Consider the following 21,106-nt stretch of genomic DNA (forward strand, 5'->3'; position numbering starts at 1 on the left):
ATTTTTGTGTGTAAAAAAATATCGCTAAAAAAAGTATTCATCTTACTTGGTTGATGAATCTATTTTTCGTGATTAAAACTGTTCTTCATTTATCGGTTACCACATTTTTTGAGTACGAAATGAAGATTTCCTTTATAAATACAATTACAGGATTAAAAAATATGGAAGATAATAGAGATAGAAGATTTTAGAAAAGAGATATATTAACAATCAAACATTTATAAGTATGAATACAAATAACATTGCCAATCAAAATTGAGTTATCGACGCTCCCGCTGGAGTAACTTATTTGGGAGAAATCAACAAGGAAACCAATAAACCGTGAATGACCGATATTCCTGTAAACTGTTTGTTCAACAAGAAGCAGACAGGATGCGGTGCTACCGAGTTGGCTATCCGCAACTCCATTCCAACCATTATCGCCATGCCTTATGTGGCATTGGTAAAGAACAAGACCATTTACCGCAAGGATGATATTTCCGTGCTGGGCGTTTACGAGGGTATCACCGAGCAGGACATTATCGACTATGCACAGAACCATTCCCCATTAAAGATAGCTGTTACATACGATTCCGTGCCACGAACCATTAAGGCATTGCAAAGTATCGGCATAGACCCTTATAAAGATACGTTTCTGCTGGTAGATGAATGACACGTTTTGTTCAACTCCTATTCGTTCCGTCATAATGCCATTAAGAATTTACTTGCAGAAGCCGCTAAATTCGATAAGGCAACTTATATGACAGCTACCCCTATTGAGCAGGAGTATGTGTTGGAGGAATTAAAACACCTGCCTGTTTGTGAAATCAACTGACCGCATCTGCAAGAGGTCAACATCCGTTCCCGTCAGACCTCCAAACCTGCCCACTATATCGTTAAGGAGTGCCGCAAGGTGTTGGATAAAGGCTTACCCCATAACCTGCATATCTTCGTCAACAGCGTGGAGTTTACTACAAAAGTAATCGACCTTGCAAAACTTACTCCCGAACAGGTTAAAGTGGTCTGTTCAGTTAGCGGGGACAATGGAGAGAACAACCAACGCAAATTAGGCAAGGATTATCCCATCGGTCAGCCGTCCGACCCCGTGAAGAAGATAAACTTTTACACCTCGACCTGCTTTGAGGGGTGCGATATTTACGACGAGAACGGCGTTACATTCATCGTCAGCGACGGCAACAAATCCCACACGCTGTTGGATATTTCGACCTTGTTCACACAGATTTGCGGACGGTTACGGGATTCCAAATACAAGGGCGAGATTATACACGTCTATTCTACGACCAAGTACAGCCGTGATGTTACCCTCGATGAATTCGTGGCATCGACAAAGAAAGTGCTTGCAGAGGCGGTAAGCTATGCTGACGAGATAAACAAGTTGAGCGATACGGCACGAGAAAAGACCTTATCGAAAATCAAATATATCAACGAACAATATGTAAGGATAGAAGATAACCGCCTTATTGTGGATAAGAACCTCGCTAATATGGATATTGTGAATTTCAAGATATGCAGGCATATTTACAGAACCTATATAAACCTTACAGATGAATTAAAGAGGAATGGCTACACGATAACCCGCCACACGTTCAGCGAGATTATGGAGAAGATAGAGAACAAGGCCAACGCACGGGTTACATTCAAAGACCTGTTCGATGAATACCACCGTCTGAAAACGACCAAGCCATTCTTTTCATTGGAGAGCCACGAGGACTTATGCGCTCAAATAGCTGTTAAATATCCGTTGGTGAAGCAGGCTTACGACGAGTTGGGAACGGACAAGGTGCAGGCATTGAAATACCATGTAGGCAATATTAAACGGGAGCTGATGAAACGCCAGCCAGCACCTACCGAGTATAAAATCGTGAAGATGGTAAACACGACCTTTACCAAGCAGACGCCTATTACCAAAAGTAAGGTTAAAGCAGAACTGCAACGCATTTACGATGATTTGGGGATAAAGCAGACAGCAAAGGCCGCAGACCTCAATAAATGATACGAGGTAAAGACTACCACACCCAAGATAAACGGCAAGACAACGGCCTGCATGACCATTATTAGGGATAGGATGATTAGGAAAAGAGACTGTGAAAGTACAAATAAACTATAAAGTGAGAATATACTGAAATCATTTCTTTTCAACGCCCAAAACTTCTCGGAATTCATCTCGCAATGCGTTCAATAGTGGTCTTATCGATTTCTCATTCATTTCGATAATATGTTCTTTGGACGCATTTTTTCCATGTTGCTGGAAATATTTTGCAACCGAATTAAGTGTATATCCCATCCCTGCTATTCGATCAACCAGAGATTGAGGTAAATATATTTGATTATCTGATAAATATTGAACAATCGTATGATGATTTAACTGAATTTTAGTAATTAGCTCATTGGCATCTATTTTTTTTGCTAGTAATAGTTCATCAGGTAGAGCTAAATATGCAACACTTGTATTCAAATGATTAATCATAAGATACAGTTTCCTAATCACATTGATACGCTCTTTATGTAATTCTCCAAATCGGATTCTCATTCGATCTAGTTGCAAATCTAGCGAAGACTGTATTTCTCGATTTTTTCTATCAAGTTCTGCTTTGTAGGTTTCAATGCTCTTTGTAAATTTATTTTTTATCCATTGTTCTCCTAGAATATAGAATAGCCCTGCACCCGCACCTAGTCCTGCCAGAATTGACACACAAAAATTGATAATAATATAATTCGTTTCCATATTAGTAATAGGTTAAATCATATGCAAATATATTGAATTTAATCGAATACTCCCTACTAAAGCCCCTCCCCCTTATTGAATGTAAAACCTAAAAATATGGACAGAGAAACAAGGGCAAAACGCATTGCAGATTTGCATGTGTTTTATGGACAGAACGAGGTGGTCGAGGAATTGATCCGTGCAGGTAAAATCGACGAGGAATACATGTATCCCTTTGTCGATACGGACGGGGAGGTTTTCGAGTGGTGGCTGGTATCGCCTTACTTGGCACAGGAACTCAAACAGCAGGGTGAGGTCATAATCGACGCACTCGGTTGCCATTGGTGGGGACGTCAATCCAGCGGACAGGCTGTTTACATGGACGCCGCAATACAGGAGATTGCAGGAGCGTAAAACTCGGCCTGCATATCGACATAGCAAAACTGTAAATTACAGAGATTAGGGATGTTGCAAGTTCGAGAAGATTTTGCAGTCCCTAATTTCTATTTTTATGTAGGCGTAAAGTCGATAATTAAATATCTGAACTATCTGCAACTTATAATTACAGAGTTTATACAGGCGTAAAGTCGAAACCTTTTACCTCAATTTTGACAAATCAAATACTTCGTTAAATTTAAGAACCTGTTGTAAACTTGACATCTCCGCCAATATTAAATCTTCTCCATAAATAATGACTTTATATTGTGCAACAGCACTCTCTACCTTTAAAGCATTGCATACTGCATCATAATATTTGTCAAGTTGCTCTGAAATGGAATCTATCCAATCCAAAATAGACATAGCTTGTCGAATAACCACCATGTTATGGCCACTTGTGGTACGTCCGATGTTTGGGCTATAATATACACAATCTTTAACTTTCACCATAAGTGTTGTATATCCTTTATCCCAAAGTTGCTGTCTGTCTGATGCAGATAAAGGTGGATAAACATCCCTTGCATCATTTTTATATTTTTCGATTAATTGAGGAAAATTATCATGGAGTAAAGTCCACCATTTTGTATCGCCAAATATCCCATCTTTATGTGTTTCTACTCCCAAGAAAGCAATACTATTATTATCTATATATGCAAACAGTAAAGAATTTACTTGTTTTACAAATTTTGTTTTTTTGTCCTGTTCTAATGATAGATGAAAATGATAAATATTCCATTCCGTAATCATATGATCGTGGAAATTTGTCTGTAAAAGGCGTTTACTTTGAAACGGGTTAAGATTACCCCCTCTTTTTGCAATCTCAATTATAGTTCTTATTTCTTTTGCTTTGGGGTGCGTTGATAAATCCGCCTTTAATTGAGGGCAAACAAAAACATCACGCGGTTTACTGGGAATAAGTTTATGATATATCGTTAAATAATCAATGAGAATATCATATAATGATTTTGAAGATGATATTTTTATCCCTAAATGAAATGCTTCATCCAAGATTGCAGTTTTTAAGTCCGATTTAAAATCATATTTACAAGACATTATTCGCTCTTATAATTATATTTCAAAGATAACTAATCGCTGAATTAACTCCAAAGAGTTTATAATTCAATCTGCAACAGTTCCGAGAAATCGGAAAGATGTTTTGCTTTTTAGTTTGTCTTGTCTATCTTTGTGGGACATACGACAAACACGGAAAGTGTTGCTTGTTCTCGTTGAACGAACGTAGGAAATTCGATTATAGCGGGGAATAGGCAGACATCTTGCCGCGTCATATCCATTCGTGGGTATAGGCGTGGGGCTGTTGCTTATTTATGCTATAAGGTTTCCTACGACCTGTTCAACTAAAATAAGTTTTCGGCACCACGCTTTCTGTTTCATTAGATCCAAAAATTAATCGTCGCATAGGTGCAAGAGCGACAACCTAAACTTATTGCAACTATGAAAAAGTTGTTTCTTATTGTGGCCGCTATGTTTGCGGCAGTTTCTTTCTCGGCTTGTTCCGATGATGATGACAATGGCGGGAAAGCGCCTACTCCCGAAAAATGGGTTAAACAGATAGTCTTTCGTGCTGAATGGGACGAATCATGGACAACCACTATAACCTATGATTCCGAGAATCGGGTTAAAAAAGTAGACGGTTTGAGAAATGATTCTTATGAATTTACCTACAATGGAAATTCGTTAACTGTAAAAGGTAGCGATATAAATTATACATGTAAATTGAATTCATATGGTTATGTAACAGAAGTTACAGAGGATAATGATGAAAAGGACGGAGCAATTTATTATAAACTTGAATATGATAAAAACGGTTATTTGCAACGTGTTGAAAAACGTTATAGTTATAATGAATCTCGGATACGTGTGAGCGAATGTACATGGAGAGACGGAAACCTTGTAGAATATACTGCAAAGGATTACAATGAAGATGATACCGAAATAGAGACGGCCAAAATCTCTTATTCTAAAACAGCTACACCCATTAATATTGACCTACTTTATTTTTCGGGCTATGTTCCTGTTGATGTTTATCCACTTGATTTGCTCGGATTCTGTGGCAGGCAAAGTGCTAAATTACCTGATAAGGTTGATGTCGTTTGGGGATCAGAATCGGATAGCGATGATCTTGGCGTCTACACATTAAATAACGATGGCACTGTTGCAAGAATAGACGGTGGTGCTTGGTCTTATGAATTGATTTACTAAACAAAATAGTCAGAGGGACAGACTTGTGCAAAAGGGTTAACATTTAGACCCTCCACACAAGTTTGTCCTTTCTATTTTACTTGCATATTTCATAAATTTTCACTATATTTACATCATAATCAAAGATTTAATCACAATATAAATTTTAGCTAAAATGAAAAGAAAAACACCAAAAATTGAATGAGAGACAAAGACGGAGACTGTCGATGATATTCAGTACTCCTATGTTGCCAAAGCCGTAACTTACGCACGGGAATGCAATGTCTGTCTATTCGTAGGACGCAAAACAGCAGAACCTACACCATTGAAATTCACTTATTATTTTGAACTCGACATCGACCCTGAAAAGGATATGGCGATTCGATTCTGCAAACGAGGGCAGGATATAACAGGTTTCTCCTTTCAGTTAGACCCGCAAGATTGAAAGGCAGGCATTTTTGTACTTCCGTTATCTAATCTTATAACATTTCCCAAGTCCAACCACACCCTTAATCTCTTTGATGCCCATATAAAGAGTGATACGGTCATATTTGATTATACGACAACGGATGGCAAACAGGGTGTATTCAAATTCCCGCTGGCTGGATTCAAAGAGAAATATTTAGAGCAGTTCATATAGATACAAAAGCAACATACACTCTCTTAAAAGGAGAGAGCAGGGGAGAGGAAAGAAATTTCCTCTTTTTTTCTGAACCGAGGTTGGGGTCGGTTAGTCTCTTACAATTAACTTAATTCATTCACAATTAAAAGATTATGCACTTATGGGAATGCACTCCACATTGGGCTATGGATAGTCGATAGCTTAACGCAATGACAATTAGAAACTTATAACACGATTTTATTCACTTGCAGGAGGTGGAAATACTCTCCATTGGGTCTCCATCGAGGGGTGGAATGGCTATTTTAATGCTCGTAAACTGCTGATTATTTGCTGATTGCGGAAATAGCTCAGTTGGTAGAGCGCAACCTTGCCAAGGTTGAGGTCGCGGGTCCGAGTCCCGTTTTCCGCTCCAAAGAGGTCGAAATGACCTCTTTTTTTGTTGCGCAAAACGACGCAAATAGAAGCAAATAATCCTGTATATCAACGATATGCGGGATTATTTCGTTTTCCGGCCATAGCAAATGGACGCACACGAAAGCAGGTCACTAAAGTGCTTAATCGTGGTACATGGGTACGAGTTGCGAAAATGTACCACGCGAATGGTGATAATGCGCTGAACGACATCGGTTTGCTCCAAACATTCAGGGCTTTTCAATCGTAAGGATTGTTAAACTAAACTGAATTTTAAACGATGGAAAGAAAACGATTTTGCGTGACCTTTTTCCTGCGCAGGGCACGAACCAACAAGGCGGGACTGGCCCCGATTCTCGCCCGCATTACCACGAACGGGGTGTCGAAAGAGGTGTATATCCAATGCTCCGTCCCCGCGGACAGATGGAACCAGTCGAAAGAGTGGGCTACGGGCCGGGACAAGCTGTGCCAGCAGGTGAACGCCTACCTGAACGAATACCGGGCGCGGATTTTGGCGATAAGGCAGGAACTTATCAGTAAAGGGCGCGAGGGTAACTGCATCGAAATCAAAAACCTGCTGCTAAACCCCGCGGCCCAATCCAAGCAATTCCTTTCGGAGTTCGGCCAGTACTGCGAGAAACGGCAGGGCGAGGTCGGGGTGCGGATTACCCAGCTTACGGCGAACAAATATCACCGCCTGTACCGCTATCTGAAAGAGTACACCACGGAACGCTACAAAAAGGACGATCTACCGCTTACCGCCGTGGATTACGCCTATATCGACGGGCTGAATACCTTTATGCAAACGGCGCACAACTGCAAGAACAACGGCGCGGTCAATCTCTTGTGCTGCCTGAAAAACTTTATGCTGTACGCGCTCCGCAACGAGTGGATCGAGAAAAACCCGTTCCAGCACTATAAGATGAAGCCGGAACACAACAAGGATAAGGACCACCTGACAAAGGCCGAACTGGAAACGCTGATAAACAAACCGATGCCGAACGAACGGCTGGAGCGCATCCGGGATGTGTTCACATTCTGCTGCCTGACGGGACTTGCCTTTACGGATGCCGACCACCTGCGCCCGGAACATATCGGCGCGGACGCCAACGGGACGCTGTGGATTCACAAACCGAGAGAGAAAACGGCCATTATGAGCCGGATTCCGCTGCTTCCTTATACGATCTCGCTGCTCCGCAAATACGAAATGGACAAAACCTGCCGGGAGCGGGGCCGGATGCTGCCGATACCGAGCAACAACAAGATGAACGCCTACCTCAAGGAGATAGCGACGATCTGCAATATCGACAAGACGCTGACAACGCACGTCGCCCGCCACACGTTCGCCTGCCTTGCCGTGGAGTACGGAATGCCGATAGACGTGCTGGCGAAGATTCTGGGACACTCCAATACGAATATGACGCGCCATTACGCGAAATTCTCGGAACAGCTTATCGGCCGGGAGATGCAGAAGATCGGCCAAGTGTTCGCCGCGGCAAACTGAACGACGGTAACAAAATAAAGAACCGGGCATCGGAGTTATAAATTGCTCTGATGCCCGGTATTTATTTGATTAGTTTATTTCTTTGGTTCTTTTGGATAAGTCATTTCTCCGAAAAATTCTTTGAGGGATAAATTATAATATTTGCAGAATTTTATAATCGTCCCCAACGTCGGCAATTTTCGGCCATGTTCATAGTGGGAAAGATGCAGATGTGCATTTTCTGTCAGAAACTCCTGTGTATGATTATGTTGCTCTCGAATCTCACGCATCCGACAAGCAACTAAATCTAATAATATTTGATCTGGAAGTTTCAGTATTCTATAATTTTTACAAAAAAATGAATTTATTTGTGATAATAGTCGGTCTGTGTAGACCGACTTACGTCTTTTTTATTACATTTGTAAATGGAATAATAGAAACTGAATACAGAAATTATGCTAACTTTGCATTTGTATAGCTCGGCATAGCCGACGGACATAAAAAAATAAAGGTAAACGACCTTTATACCTACCGTAAAATTGGGAGTTTTATAGTAATCAGGTATAGATGTTGTCAGTCCTTGTTATGTCCTGCTTGCTTTATGTGAGCAGGGCAGCAAGGGCGTAGGACAATCTATTGATTACGGGGTATCCCAATCCCTACGGTAGTAGATTGACACCGCGCCCCCTTTTTATGCCTATCCGGGGCGCATTTCCAACAATCCACACGAATCTATGGAACCCCGTTGCGTCCTGCCGTCCATGCGTATTATCTCCGTCCCTGCGGATTGCACCCGTTCCCGGTTTGGGGCCGGGCGGAATCGGTATGTTTCGGCGGCTCCGGCATGGAACCGGACGCCGGGTCTTGCCGTGCAAAAAAGCAAATCCCGCCTTTCAGTGCAGCTAATAAATCCTGCCTGCGAGGTCGCACCTCTAAAATCTGGTCTTGCGCTCCTGCTCCGTATGGAAAGGGGACGCATGTTTGCGCGGCATCTACGGGACGGGTTCTCCAGCCTGTGCCGGGGGCGGTCTCCGCATTGAATTCTTCATTAAGTGAAGTTGCGTCACTGTGTTCAACCGGAACCGCCCCTTTTTTCAAAGCGATACCCCCGCATGCGAATCCGCAAAACGGCGCACGCATTGATGAACAAGGTAAAACTCCATGATGAACGAAAACGACCTCGATTCCGAAAAAGTTCTGCGGGCCATCGACCACTTTTACACGACGCAGGTTAGTATCTGCATCGCGGCATTGGGCCGAATGCGGTCCGCAGAGCTGGCCGACAAAAACATCATCCTGCGGGCCATTATGTGCGACATGCCCGACTGCGGCATCTGCGCCGACCCCACGGCCGAAGATTACGGCGTCGATTTTTGGGTCGACCGGGCGGAGTATGTCGATGATCTGTCATTCAACCTTTATGTCACGCAGGCCGAAGAGAACGTGCTGTGGAACATCGAGAAAAAAGGCCAAAAACCGGGGCGTCTGGCGGCTCCGCAGCAGCGGATCACGGTGCGGACCGACGGGATAAGCAGGCCCCCGTATATTCCGCTTATCTACCTGACGGTATTAAGTTCCAAACTGATGGCGATGGCCATGTCGGACGTGCTGCCGGAGACGGATTTGTCCACCTATTACGACGAACGGATGATGGCTGCCATGAGTGAGCACATGGCAGAAGCATTGGACCGGATCGTCGCAATGCAAAACGGGGAGGATGATGCCCAAATTCCGGTAAGCTGAAACGCCGCCGGATTTTAGAAATAACAAGAACGCTGCATGCTGCGAAAATTGCTGAACAGACTTTTCGGCCCCTTTTCTCCGGGTAGCGTAATCCCTCTGGGGGAGTTCCTGATACTGCTTCAAAAGAGTTATGCCTATCTGCGTAAGCATCATTACAGGGTTCTGTCTACCGAACTGCCGGACGACCTGCTTAAAAAGTGGCTGATGCCGGGCGAGAAGCAGGCGGAGGAATACAAACGCAGTTTTGCCCGCCAAAACGATACGTTGTCCCAAACTCAACTGCCCGTGTTCGTATTCGACCATGTTCTACAAAAACGCTTCAACCGGGATATATCGACATTCGACGATGCCGAAATGGAAATCGCGGGCAGGGATTTAAGGGTATATATCCTGCTGCTGAATTACATTTTCGGAATGAGGGAAGCGGGGCGGCCCCTGATCGAGTTCGATATTTTCGACGTGGGGAATTACGACGCAATCATCGAACGAATCGAAGCGCAGGAAACAAACCCGAACCCTCCGACCGCATAGTATTGACATCGTACAACTGCCAAACAGGCCGTAAGGCAAAGGGCTGACGAATAAAAAGCCGGACGCGGGTTGCGTCCGGCTTTTTGCGTTAGCGTGAAAGGCTCTGCTTCCGGCGACGCTTGTACTTGCGCGAAAGATTTCGGCGCATGGCTTCGAACTCCTCCTGCGACATGGGACCGTCCTCGGCGAGCTGTCCCAGCAGGTCGCCCGCGGCATGGAACAGGCTTTCGCCGATGCCGCGGGGTGCGGGCTGCGCCGGGTGCGGCTGCGGGGATAATCCGCGCGGTTCCGTGCGGATCTTCTCCGTCTGCCGCGGAGGTGTCGGGGCGGGCTTGGGCGGCTGTTCCGCTGCCGGAGCTGCGGGCGGCACGACATGTGGCCGTACGGTCGCTTCAGGCCGTTGCGCTTCGGGCTTCTGCGGCGTCTGCTGGCGAAGCGTTGCCGGGGCCGGGGCCGAGAGTTTCGGCAGCAGCGATGCCCGGTCCGCACGAGGATTATTGAACAACTCCTGAAAGACATTCGCCGAATAACTCTTACCGAGCCGGGAGCCGTTCAATACGGTTTTCGTCCGGTGATCTACGAACGTCGCGCCCGTGATGCGGCCTGCGGCGTTTTGCCGGAAAACGGCGTCGATGCCGTCGGCTTTCAGCAGGCGCACGAACTCGCCCTGCGTCCGGGCGCGGTGCATGGCGCGGGCCACGGTTCCACGAATGGGACCCTTAATTTGCTCGGATTTGATGTCGGCGTCGTTTCTGGCGATCTGCTTTTGCAGAAACTTGTAGCCGCCTTTCGGGGTCAGGGCCGAGGATTTGATCGGTGTGCCGACCCACTTGCCCCGTTCGTCGGTGGCGGTGTAGACGATGCCGTTCCACCGTTTGCCGTCGGCTTCGCCCTTGCGTTCCTCCAGATCGATATTATAGAGGTTCAGCAGGGTTCGGTACTCGGTGATCGAGCCGAAACGGTATTGCTCGGCCAGAAGCCGCACGGTGGACTTCATTTGTTGTTTGAGGTTGTCGCGTCCGTATTCGACCCGGCGGGCCGTGTCGAACTCCCGCTGTTCCTCGCCATTGACGGCGGGGCGCAAGCCGTATCTGTGTTCGATGGATTGCAAAATCGCTTTCGACCGGGGCCTGTCCTGACTGTCGGAAATTATCGACCCGTCGTCGCGCAGGCGCACCGAAACGATATGAATGTGTTCACGGTCGATGTCGCGGTGTTTGAATACATAGTAGGGCTGATCGCCGAAGCCCATGCGCTCCATGTACTCGCGGGCAATCTCCGTAAGTTGGGCATCGGTCAGACAGTCGGTGATGGCTGGATTCAGCGATACATGGAATACCGGGTCTTTGATCTTCCGGGTATCGAGGTAGGGCTGAAAACTCAACAGGGCGCGCCGCATGTCGAATGTGTCGGACTGTTCGCAGTCGCCTAAAACCAGATTCCCGTACAGAACGGACGCTTCGCCGTTCAGCACTTTCTTGGCGTTGTATTCCAATACGCCGCGAATGGATGCGCCTTTGGTTATTCGACCGACCATCTGCGATTGAATTCTTCGGTCAGACGAATGACTTGCCCGAAAAGCACGGTCAGTTCTTGGGTATGCTTCTCCAGCCGTGACAATAGAGCCACGGCCCGGCGGTCGTTGAAATTGGTGTGGATGGCTTTGACGGTCTGGTTGTAATTGACCCCGACGGCCCGGATTTGGGCGTAAAGATTCGTCAGGCGCAGGTAGTAGTCGTGCGCGTCCTTGTTGGTCTGAACGACCCGGAACGGTCAGCCGAAGATACGGGAGAGGATAAATTTCGACTGGCTGCGCTGGCCCGCCTTTAACATCATTTTTTCAAACTGCACCTGTTGCTGTTCGTTCAACCGGAACGTGTGCATGTAACTCTTGGGGTCTACGACCCGTTTCTGTTTTTCCATAAACTGATATTTAATAGGTTAATCGACTTGGGAGATTGACCAGCACGGTTTTTCGGTTTTTCGTTAGTGTAATACAAAAGGCACGTTGTATTACAATAACATATCTTGCTATTTGCTCTACGCAAATAAAATCCGTCCCCACGGGACGAAAAGGAGTTGCCGCGGGCAACGACTTTCCATCCTAAAACCTATATACCGAATTGGTAATCCTCCCGCTGCAAAGGTAAGGACTTTTTCGGCTCGTGGTACGGGCCAATTAGGGCGATCGAGGTAGATCGAGGGCGTAAAGGGTATCTTTTCGAGGATTTCACCCTTTAATTTGTGCCGGGTTCGGAATCGTTTTTTGAGAATTGATTACGGAAACAGCGCAACAACGAAGCGATAAAACGGTGCAACATTGAAGCATCGAAGCATTACAATATTGCAACAACGAAGTAATGCAACATTGCAACAATGAAGCGGTGCAGCATCGCAATAACGAAGCAGTGCAACATTGCAAAAGCATAACACTAAAACAGGACAACATGGCAATAACACAACAAGCATGCAATGAACACAGAATAATATGAATAAAACTTATTTATCACCTAAATTGAGAATTAACCATGGAAAGAAAACAGAAACGGCGTGAGATGATTGATGAGGATTACATTCGTAACCTGATTGGCGGAGTAGATGCCCCGCCGAAGCTTGTCCCGAAACAAGCACCCGCGGAATCTTCGCCGAAAACCCCGCCTCAAGAAGCCGGGGATAGATCCCGGCAAGCGGTTGCCCCTACGGACAAGGAGAAGGGGGCAAACAGAGAAAGTTATGAACGGTTGTTCTTGCAACCCCGGAAATACAAAGCGCAAAAGTTCTGCCGGATAGATTGTGAACTATGGCATAAGTTAAACCTTATCAATGACTTTCTCGGACATAAAAAAACATCAGTTCCGGGGCTTGTGAATAACATAATCTATGAGCATTTGGAGAATTATCGGGACGAAATAAATGAAAAGTTAAATCAATTAACCAAAAACATCTAACAGCTTTATGGAATATCTGTTAATCGAAAAAAGGGCATGGCTGGAAATACAGACAGAAGCTAAACGGCTAAACGAACGAATGAAAAAAACGGAACAATATTTTTTTCCGGCAGGGGATTCGGGATGAATCGACAATGCCGCGGTCTGCCTGTGACTGAATATTTCCAAACGAACCCTGCAATACTACCGCAACAGCGGAATTTTGCCCTATACCACAATAAGGAACAAATGCTATTATAAACCCGAAGATGTGAAAGCGGTATTCGACCGAAGCACGACCAAACAGAAGTAGCGATGGCAGAAGATAAGATTTTATGCGACAACAGCGTGATTACCCGCGACACGCCAGAATACAAAGAATTGATCGCAACGATGCGGAATACCGTACAGGTTGCCGACAAACTTGTGAAAGAGGTCCGGCCCTGCCTGCTTAACGAGCGGTATTTCACAACCGAGCAGGTGATGGACCTGTTCCATATCAGCCGACGGGCATTACAAAACTATCGGGATAAGGGGATAATACCCTTTTTCTCAATAGGAGGGAGTATTGTCTACCCTGAATCCAAAATCAAGGAGATGTTGGAGCAGAATTATTATAAACCAGCTATCCCGAAACCTTAACAGGACAAACAACCCGGTCGTTAATCCGACCGGGTTGTTTTATTCAAATAGATTGTTTATCTTTGTATTACGTTGAGAGCCTTAATATAGGCGAGCAAACCAATGCTTTTCGCGCAAAGCCAAAGTGTGGTACAATGATTTAGTTCTTTTGCAAAATAACTGATATACAGCGACTTCCACAAGCGGATGAAGCTCCGTTTTCCGCTCAAGGCAATAAGTTGATAATCATTCGATTATCAACTTATTTTTTTGTTGCTGTTCGCGTCGCAAATGTCTATTGTGTTGCGTTAATAGCCTTCGAACGACTTTTTCACGGTATAACTCTCGATGACATAGGCCCGTTGCGAATACCGACGGGTTTACTTTTGGGCTATGAGGCTTATTTACGGGGTTATAGCGTATTTTAGATTTGATATCTCTGTATAAGAAACCATACGCTTGACGCGCAAATGTAATTACTTTTCCCTGAACGGCCAAATCATTCAGTGGTTTTCGAATAAAAAATACCCCCCCCCTAAAAAATTACACACTGATTATCAGTTTATTACAATTTGCCGTATCGAAGAGCCCATTATCACACGTTAGATCGAGTCTATACAACGATAAGTGCTTTCCGGTCGCACATTACGGCCATTTATCAAAAAACATTGATTCTTATGTCGATTTGCATCTATTTTACACTCGTTATCAACACATTACATATACCTGCTATCTCTTATACAGAGACCATACATTAAGTTACGGTTCCGTCTTAGATTTAGGAATGGACCCGGCAAATGAATTCAATGATAGCGTTGAAGCTCAACATGATAGTCTTCGTATGCTGCGTGGCTGGGGAACCGATTCCCGGACACGGGGGAATACGAGGAATGTCCGTATGTTAACATGGCAACCGGCACCGAATGCATACATTGGTACGGGTTGAAAGTCTTTTTCAACAAAGTATTCGAAATAGAAACTTTGCTTTCCGCCGACGGCGTGGAAAGCTATATCCCTTGTGAAATAGTTACGGTGGAGGTTCGCGGCGTCAGGAAACAGGTGCGGCGGACGGTCATTCCGTCGTTGATGTTCTTCCGCGCTACGGAAGAATATGCCAAGGACCTGCAAACGACACTGCGGGGACGTGTGATGCTGTATACCTATGTAAATGAGAAGTGGAAGAAGGTCCCCTCCCTGATTTCGGAATATGAGATGGATATGTTCAGGCTCGTCACTTCGTCGGGAGCGGCCGGACTGGATTATTTCGGAGGTGACAGCATCGTTTACGGAATAGGCGACCGCGTTCGTGTTACGGGCGGGGTTTTCAAGGGCGCCGAAGGGTATATTAAGCGGATCAAGGGGAGGCGGAGGCTGATTGTCTCCATCACGGGAATTTGCGCCGTGGCCACCTCGTTTATTCCGAACTGCTTTTTGCAGAAGATCGAAGAGGTCGTTTAAGACCGCAGTTCCGGGGTTCCCGGATCGTTTCAAATCTATTCTATTTACAGATTATCGGTCTGTCGTTCCCGCAATCTCGGGGATAACGGACTTTGGTGTATGGAAATTTCCGAATTGAAATCATTGTACACGAAATTGCGGGCCGTTCGTCCGGGAGTGTCGGACAGCAGCGAACGCCTGCTGTCGCTGGCACGCGCTTACATGGCGCTCTACCGCGCTGTGTTCTGCTGCGGACAGTTGGAGCGGGAGTTTTCCGGGAGCCGCGGGCTGAGCGAGGCCGGGAGCGCTCTTTTCAAGGTTATGCGGCGCAAGGTCGAAGGGAGCGGAATGGGTGAAGAGCGCAGCGAACTGCTCTCCTGCATGTATCAGTTGATGACCGATACGGTCGTAATTCCCGATTCCGACAAACGCCGGTCGTGGGATACGCTGGCGCTGGAACTGTTCCGCCGTTATTTTCAGACGGCGATCCGGGAGGAGGGGCTGATCCGCACGGGGATCTGCCGCTGTATCCTGGATTATTTTTATTTCTCGCTTCCGGAGGACGACGAGTGGTTTCTGTTCCTGAAGACGACCGTCCGGGAGTGGGCTTCGGCATTCTCTGCGGACAAGGGTTGGGAAGGTGTCGGCGATCTCGAAGCGCTGGAACGTATCGGCGTCATGAACAGAAACTCCTATATGTTCCTCGATACGACCTGTGACGAAACGGTCAGGATGGCTTTTGAATTCTACTCCCGGGCTTTGGCCGGTCGGGAAATGGTTCCGCTGCACGTTTTGGGGCGGCTGTACGATGCTGCCATGGACGGGAATGCCTATCCGATAGATCGCCGGACGGCCGGGGTCGTTGCGGACCGGATATCTGTGTTGGGCGGGATATATCCCGACGACAGCGACGAGCGGCTTTATGCGCTGTCTTACCGGGTCTGCTCCCTGTGCGAGAAAATAATGGGGGAAGTTCAGCAGGAGGCGGTTGCCTCCTGACGACGTGGGATTTGATGGAAGAGGATTATCGAATTATTTCTGGTAAAATTTCAATTTGCGAAGTATGACACCTCAGTACTCTGTGTTATTGTCCCTGATAATCTCGTTGTTGATTGTCAGTTGGATTCATCCCCGTTTGGTCAAGATCGCGCTGATGAAGAATCTCGTGGATGTTCCCGACGGCCGGAAGTTGCAGCGTCAGCCGGTCCCGGTTCTGGGCGGTATCGCCGTATTCTTCGGCATCGTCATCGGTTACGTCAGCGTGTGCGGGGTTGTGAACTATGCCGGGATGCTGATCGTGATTATGGCCATGATGATCATGCTCTATATCGGAACGATGGACGACATACTGAGTCTTTCTCCGGCGTTGCGGTTCATGGTCGAATTCTTCGTCGCCCTTCTGCTGATCTTCAACGGAGGTTATCTTCTGGACGATTTTCACGGCTTATGGGGTGTGGGGATGCTTCCCGGCTGGGTCGCTGTTCCGCTGACGGTCGTTGCGGCGGTGGGCATTATCAATGCCATCAACCTGATCGACGGTGTCAACGGGCTTTCGTCGGGTTACTGCATTACGGCCTGTACGATGTTCGGAACGCTGTTCTACCTGTCGGGCGATATGAAAATGACGATTTTGGCCGTCGTTTCTGTCGGCGCGCTGATTCCGTTTTTTCTGCACAATGTTTTCGGCAAGACCTCTAAAATGTTCATCGGCGACGGCGGAACGCTTGTCATGGGAGTCGTCATCACGGTCTTCGTCATCGAAACGCTGCGCAGCGGTTCGGCGTGCGGAGCTTATGTGGGTCCCGAGGTGGGACTGATTCCCTTTTCGCTGGCAGTCCTGTGCATTCCGGTTTTCGATACGCTGCGGGTCATGTTCTCGCGGATACTGCGGGGCACGTCGCCGTTCCGGCCCGACAAGACCCACCTGCACCACATGTTCATCTCGCTGGGGGCGTCGCATGCGGCTACGATGCTCGCGATCGTGCTGTTGAATACGTCGGTGGTGTTCTGCTGGTGGGCGCTGATGGAGGCGGGCGCTTCGCTTTCGGTGCAGCTTTATGCCGTCGTAGGGATGGGGCTCCTGGTCACGTTCGGGCTGTATCATTTCCTCGAATGGCACTTGCGGCACCGGACGCGCCTGCTGCGTTTCATGCGCCGTCTGGGTTATCGGATGCATCTGAGCCGTACCCCGACCTTCATCCGTATCCAGAAACTTGTGGACCGGCTTTGAGCCGGCGGCACGTTCAGTCACGAATTCATCAAACAGAAAGAATATAAAGAATTATCATGTGCGGAATATCAGAAAAAGGGCGCTTGCTCTTCTTGTGTTTCTTGTTGACCGGACTTTGTATGTCCACCTATGCCCAGATGAGCGACGAGGCGGTTGTGAAATATGCTCTGGAAGGTAAACAGAGCGGCAAGAGCGACCAGCAGATCGGCAAGGAGCTGCTTGCCCGGGGCGTGAGTGTGGACCAGTTGTCGCGTCTTCGGAACAGTTATTCGTCGTCGGGATCGACAGGCTCCGTTTCGGGTTCTGCCGTTTCGGATGTTTCTGTGGGTTCTCGTCTTCGCACCGTCAGCACTGAATCTCGGGATGGGTTCGGGTCGGCGTCTCATGTTTCCGGAGCGCTCCAGTATCCGGATAGTTCAAAGCTCGAAAGCACTCCTGTGCGAACCTCTCCCCGGGTCCGTATTTTCGGTCACGACGTCTTCACGGGTCAGTCTCTAACGTTCGAGCCGAACTCGAACCTTGCGACCCCTGAAAACTATAAGCTGGGCCCGGGCGACGAGGTTATCATCGACATCTGGGGCGAGAACGAGGACCACATCCGGGGTACCATCTCCCCGGAGGGCAATATCATGGTCGATCAACTGGGTCCGGTCTACCTGAACGGGCTTACGATCAACGCAGCCAACGACCGCCTTCGCGGTCTTTTCTCACGGAAATATGCGGGCGTTTCGGGTGAGGCTCCCTCGTCGGATATCCGGGTTACGCTGGGTCAGCTGCGGACGATTCAGGTGAACATTCTGGGAGAGGTCGCAACCCCTGGCACATACCGCCTGTCGTCGTTCGCCACGGTCTTCCATGCGCTGTACAAAGCCGGTGGTATTACAGACATCGGTACCCTGCGCAATATCCGGGTGCTTCGCGGCGGTCGGGAGATCGCTTCCGTTGACGTTTACAAGTACCTTTTCGACGGGGATTCGAAAGACGACATCCGTCTGGAAGAGGGCGATATCGTGCTGGTTCCGCCGTACGATCTTCTGGTGGAGGTCACGGGGCGCATCAAACGCCCGATGCGCTACGAGCTGGAAGCCGGGGAGTCGCTTACGCAGCTGTTGTCTTATGCCGGGGGCTTCACGGGCGATGCCTACGGACGTGAGGTCCGCGTGGTGCGCACCGCGGGACGCGAGCACGAGTTGTTTAACGTGGACAGCGTCGGCTACGGGACTTTTGCGCTGATGGACGGGGACTCGGTTGCTGTCGGGCGGACGCTGGACCGCTATGCGAACCGTGTGGAGGTGCAGGGGGCAGTCTATCGTCCCGGCATGTACGAGCTTTGCGAGGGGCGCGGTACGGTCCGGGAGTTGGTCGGGAGCGCGGAGGGCCCTCGTGAGGATGCTTTCCTGGGTCGTGCGCAGCTGCTTCGGGAGAAGGAGGACCTTACCCCGGAGGTCGTGGCCGTGAACCTGGCGGGAGTTCTTTCGGGGCGTCTGGCCGATATTGCCTTGCGGCGTAACGACATATTGATCGTGTCGAGTGTCCATGACCTGGAAGACCGCGGCGGTTTCACGATCGGCGGCGAGGTCGCCCGCCCGGGAGTGTACCCGTATGCGGAGCATACGACGCTCGAGGACCTTATCATGCAGGCCGGAGGTCTTCTGGACGGCGCCTCTACGGTTCGGGTGGAGGTCGCGCGCCGGTTGAAAGACGCGAAGAGTACGACACCGTCGAACGACGTGGGCAAGGTCTATACGTTCTCGCTGAAAGAGGGCCTTGTGGTGGATGGAGATGCGGGTTTCGAACTGGCGCCGTTCGACGTGGTGGAGGTTCGCCGGAGTCCGGGCTATCAGTCCCAGCAGCGGGTCCGGCTCGAAGGCGAGGTCGTCTTCTCGGGCGGTTACACGTTGATAAAGAAAAACGAGCGGCTGTCGGACCTCATCAAGCGTGCGGGTGGCATCACGGACGACGCCTATGTGCGCGGAGGCCGTCTGATCCGTCGTCTGAACGAGGAGGAGCGTGCCGTGCGCGACGCTGCGCTTCGAGCCGCACGTCAGAATCGCGGTGCGGACTCGGTATCGTTGGAAAAACTGCAGACGGACGATTACTATACGGTTGGTATCGAACTGGACAAGGCGCTGTCGAACCCCGGTTCGGACTACGACATGGTGCTGCGCGAGGGTGACCGCCTGATCGTTCCGGAGTATGTGAGCACGGTGAAGATCAACGGAGACGTGATGTATCCCAATACGACGGTCTATATGAAGGACAAGCGGGTGAAATATTACATCGCGCAGGCGGGCGGCTACGGGGCCCGGGCCAAGCGCAGCAAAGCCTATATCGTTTATCTGAACGGCCGGGTCGCACGCGTGAAGGGTAATGCGAAGGTCGAACCGGGCTGTGAGATCATCGTTCCGTCGAAACGCGAGCGCAAGGGCATTGGCATTTCTGAAATTCTGGGTCTCACGACCTCTGCGGCGTCTATCGGCACGATGGCGGCGTCGATCGCAAACATGACGAAATAAGATGGAACCGAACAACCTACAACAGCAGCCGATGGGTGCGGATCAGGAGATCGACCTGATCGAATTGGCTCAGAAACTCTGGCAGGGTCGCCGGATGATCGTCAAATGGTGTCTCGCGGGCGCGCTCGCGGGGCTTGTCATCGGGTTCAGCATCCCGAAGGAGTATACGGTTACGGTGAAGCTGGCCCCTGAGATCCAAGGCGGCAAGACGTCGCTGGGAGGTCTGAGTTCGCTGGCTTCGATGGCCGGCATCAATGTCGGAAGCATGAATTCGGCGGATGCGATGTCCCCGGAGTTGTATCCGGATATCGTGCAGTCGGTGCCGTTTATGACGGAGCTGTTCGATGTGGAGGTCACCGACCAAAAGGGCCTGACGGCCATGCCCCTCCGGGCGTACGTTTCGGAAGAGCTGCGGAGCCCGTGGTGGAGCGCGGTTGTTGCGGCTCCGTTCAAGGCGCTGGAGTGGTTCATGGGGCTGTTCCGGGCGGAGGAACCGGCGAATGAAGGTCCCGTAGATCCGTTCCGGCTGACCAAAAAGGACAGCGAGGTGGTGAAATCGCTTCAGGAGCGTATTGCCGCGAGCGTGGATAAGAAGACGATGGTTGTGTCGCTGTCGGTGACGATGCAGGACCCGCTGATCGCTGCGACGCTGACGGATACGGTGATGCAGAATTTGCAGAACCACATCACGCAGTACCGTACGGACAAGGCTCGGCATGACCTGGAGTTCACGCAACGTCTGTTCGACGAGGCGCAGGGGAAGTACTATGCGGCGCAGCAGCGCTACGCGCAGTATATGGACCAGAATCAGTCGTTGTCGCGGCGGAGTTTCCGCACGGAGGAGGAGCGTCTGCAGAATGAGATGTCGCTGGCTTACAGCCTCTACAACCAGACGGCGCAGCAGTTGCAGCTGGCCAGGGCAAAGGTTCAGGAATCGACTCCGGTCTACGCCGTGGTACAGCCTGCGACGGTGCCGTTGAAACCCTCGAAACCCTCCAAGATGATGATTCTCGTGGGGTGCGTGTTCCTGGCCGGGGCTGCGGCCGCAGCATGGTTGCTTTTCGGACGGGAGTTCGTCGGAGCGTTCGGGAAACAGAAAAAAAACGACGATTCGATATAGCGCGAGTTATGAAAGGCATCGTATTGGCAGGCGGTTCGGGCACGCGTCTTTACCCGATCACCAAGGGGGTTAGCAAACAATTGCTACCGGTCTACGACAAGCCGATGGTCTATTATCCGCTGTC

Annotated in this window: 20 protein-coding genes, 1 tRNA gene and 1 pseudogene; 17 read left to right on the forward strand and 5 right to left on the reverse strand. The window is 48.9% G+C overall.

Annotation, left to right across the window (positions count from 1 at the left end; all coding sequences use genetic code 11):
• Positions 1-325: 325 nt before the first annotated feature.
• Complete coding sequence (locus BLU78_RS13665; RefSeq protein WP_020692117.1) at positions 326-652, forward strand: hypothetical protein; 327 nt, start codon at positions 326-328, stop codon at positions 650-652.
• 288 nt (positions 653-940) lie between these two features.
• Positions 941-1,993, forward strand: coding sequence for a hypothetical protein (locus tag BLU78_RS13670; RefSeq protein WP_231290774.1), 1,053 nt, complete (start codon positions 941-943; stop codon positions 1,991-1,993).
• 132 nt (positions 1,994-2,125) lie between these two features.
• Here the strand turns inward: BLU78_RS13670 and BLU78_RS13675 are convergent, their stop codons facing one another.
• Entirely contained in the window at positions 2,126-2,725 is a 600-nt protein-coding gene (locus tag BLU78_RS13675) for a hypothetical protein (RefSeq protein WP_074712149.1), read from the reverse strand.
• A gap of 96 nt (positions 2,726-2,821) precedes the next feature.
• Here BLU78_RS13675 and BLU78_RS13680 point away from each other — a divergent pair, with 96 nt between their 5' ends.
• Positions 2,822-3,118, forward strand: coding sequence for a hypothetical protein (locus BLU78_RS13680; protein ID WP_010261169.1), 297 nt, complete (start codon positions 2,822-2,824; stop codon positions 3,116-3,118).
• A gap of 183 nt (positions 3,119-3,301) precedes the next feature.
• Here the strand turns inward: BLU78_RS13680 and BLU78_RS14040 are convergent, their stop codons facing one another.
• A complete protein-coding gene (locus BLU78_RS14040) occupies positions 3,302-4,150 on the reverse strand; it encodes a hypothetical protein (protein WP_143029417.1) in 849 nt (282 codons plus the stop codon).
• 444 nt (positions 4,151-4,594) lie between these two features.
• On the opposite strand from BLU78_RS14040, the gene BLU78_RS13690 reads away from it, so the two are divergent.
• From BLU78_RS13690 to BLU78_RS13700, 3 genes are all read left to right on the forward strand, one after another.
• Positions 4,595-5,362: a DUF4595 domain-containing protein gene (locus tag BLU78_RS13690; protein ID WP_074712151.1), complete on the forward strand. Its 768-nt coding sequence runs from the start codon at positions 4,595-4,597 to the stop codon at positions 5,360-5,362.
• 937 nt (positions 5,363-6,299) lie between these two features.
• Positions 6,300-6,375 (forward strand) — tRNA-Gly (locus tag BLU78_RS13695).
• A 279-nt stretch (positions 6,376-6,654) separates the two neighbouring features.
• Entirely contained in the window at positions 6,655-7,878 is a 1,224-nt protein-coding gene (locus tag BLU78_RS13700) for a site-specific integrase (protein ID WP_026020672.1), read from the forward strand.
• A gap of 74 nt (positions 7,879-7,952) precedes the next feature.
• Here BLU78_RS13700 and BLU78_RS13705 read toward each other — a convergent pair whose 3' ends face one another.
• On the reverse strand, positions 7,953-8,147 hold the full coding sequence (locus BLU78_RS13705) for a helix-turn-helix domain-containing protein (RefSeq protein WP_074712153.1): 195 nt from the start codon (positions 8,145-8,147) through the stop codon (positions 7,953-7,955).
• An 871-nt stretch (positions 8,148-9,018) separates the two neighbouring features.
• On the opposite strand from BLU78_RS13705, the gene BLU78_RS13710 reads away from it, so the two are divergent.
• Entirely contained in the window at positions 9,019-9,600 is a 582-nt protein-coding gene (locus BLU78_RS13710) for a hypothetical protein (RefSeq protein ID WP_010261160.1), read from the forward strand.
• A 36-nt stretch (positions 9,601-9,636) separates the two neighbouring features.
• Positions 9,637-10,131, forward strand: coding sequence for a hypothetical protein (locus tag BLU78_RS13715; protein ID WP_010261158.1), 495 nt, complete (start codon positions 9,637-9,639; stop codon positions 10,129-10,131).
• 88 nt (positions 10,132-10,219) lie between these two features.
• Here BLU78_RS13715 and mobB read toward each other — a convergent pair whose 3' ends face one another.
• Positions 10,220-11,668 carry a conjugal transfer protein MobB gene (gene mobB / locus BLU78_RS13720; protein ID WP_026020670.1) on the reverse strand — a complete coding sequence of 483 codons (1,449 nt, stop codon included), beginning with the start codon at positions 11,666-11,668 and terminating at the stop codon, positions 10,220-10,222.
• Positions 11,653-12,054: pseudogene (locus BLU78_RS14270) on the reverse strand (plasmid mobilization protein). The gene mobB and the pseudogene BLU78_RS14270 overlap by 16 nt, the downstream one beginning before the upstream one ends.
• A 605-nt stretch (positions 12,055-12,659) precedes the next feature.
• On the opposite strand from BLU78_RS14270, the gene BLU78_RS13730 reads away from it, so the two are divergent.
• From BLU78_RS13730 to BLU78_RS13770, 9 genes are all read left to right on the forward strand, one after another.
• On the forward strand, positions 12,660-13,079 hold the full coding sequence (locus tag BLU78_RS13730; RefSeq protein ID WP_026020669.1) for a DUF3408 domain-containing protein: 420 nt from the start codon (positions 12,660-12,662) through the stop codon (positions 13,077-13,079).
• Between the two features lie 160 nt (positions 13,080-13,239).
• Complete coding sequence (locus tag BLU78_RS14275; RefSeq protein WP_390620236.1) at positions 13,240-13,371, forward strand: hypothetical protein; 132 nt, start codon at positions 13,240-13,242, stop codon at positions 13,369-13,371.
• Positions 13,372-13,373: 2 nt separating this feature from the next.
• Positions 13,374-13,700, forward strand: coding sequence for a helix-turn-helix domain-containing protein (locus BLU78_RS13740; RefSeq protein WP_010261152.1), 327 nt, complete (start codon positions 13,374-13,376; stop codon positions 13,698-13,700).
• Positions 13,701-14,585: 885 nt separating this feature from the next.
• Positions 14,586-15,137: a UpxY family transcription antiterminator gene (locus tag BLU78_RS13745; protein WP_010261141.1), complete on the forward strand. Its 552-nt coding sequence runs from the start codon at positions 14,586-14,588 to the stop codon at positions 15,135-15,137.
• A gap of 123 nt (positions 15,138-15,260) precedes the next feature.
• The gene (locus BLU78_RS13750) at positions 15,261-16,115 is read left to right on the forward strand and encodes a hypothetical protein (protein ID WP_010261139.1); all 855 of its coding nucleotides are present in this window, start codon (positions 15,261-15,263) and stop codon (positions 16,113-16,115) included.
• Positions 16,116-16,179: 64 nt separating this feature from the next.
• Complete coding sequence (locus BLU78_RS13755; RefSeq protein ID WP_026020667.1) at positions 16,180-17,346, forward strand: MraY family glycosyltransferase; 1,167 nt, start codon at positions 16,180-16,182, stop codon at positions 17,344-17,346.
• A 119-nt stretch (positions 17,347-17,465) separates the two neighbouring features.
• Complete coding sequence (locus tag BLU78_RS13760; protein ID WP_231290772.1) at positions 17,466-19,862, forward strand: SLBB domain-containing protein; 2,397 nt, start codon at positions 17,466-17,468, stop codon at positions 19,860-19,862.
• A gap of 1 nt (position 19,863) precedes the next feature.
• The gene (locus tag BLU78_RS13765) at positions 19,864-20,982 is read left to right on the forward strand and encodes a Wzz/FepE/Etk N-terminal domain-containing protein (RefSeq protein WP_020692125.1); all 1,119 of its coding nucleotides are present in this window, start codon (positions 19,864-19,866) and stop codon (positions 20,980-20,982) included.
• Positions 20,983-20,990: 8 nt separating this feature from the next.
• On the forward strand, positions 20,991-21,106 hold a 116-nt coding region (locus BLU78_RS13770), incomplete at its 3' end, for a sugar phosphate nucleotidyltransferase (protein ID WP_244886515.1).

Origin of the sequence: Alistipes timonensis JC136 (assembly GCF_900107675.1) — a bacterium.
In the GTDB taxonomy this organism is placed as follows: domain Bacteria; phylum Bacteroidota; class Bacteroidia; order Bacteroidales; family Rikenellaceae; genus Alistipes; species Alistipes timonensis.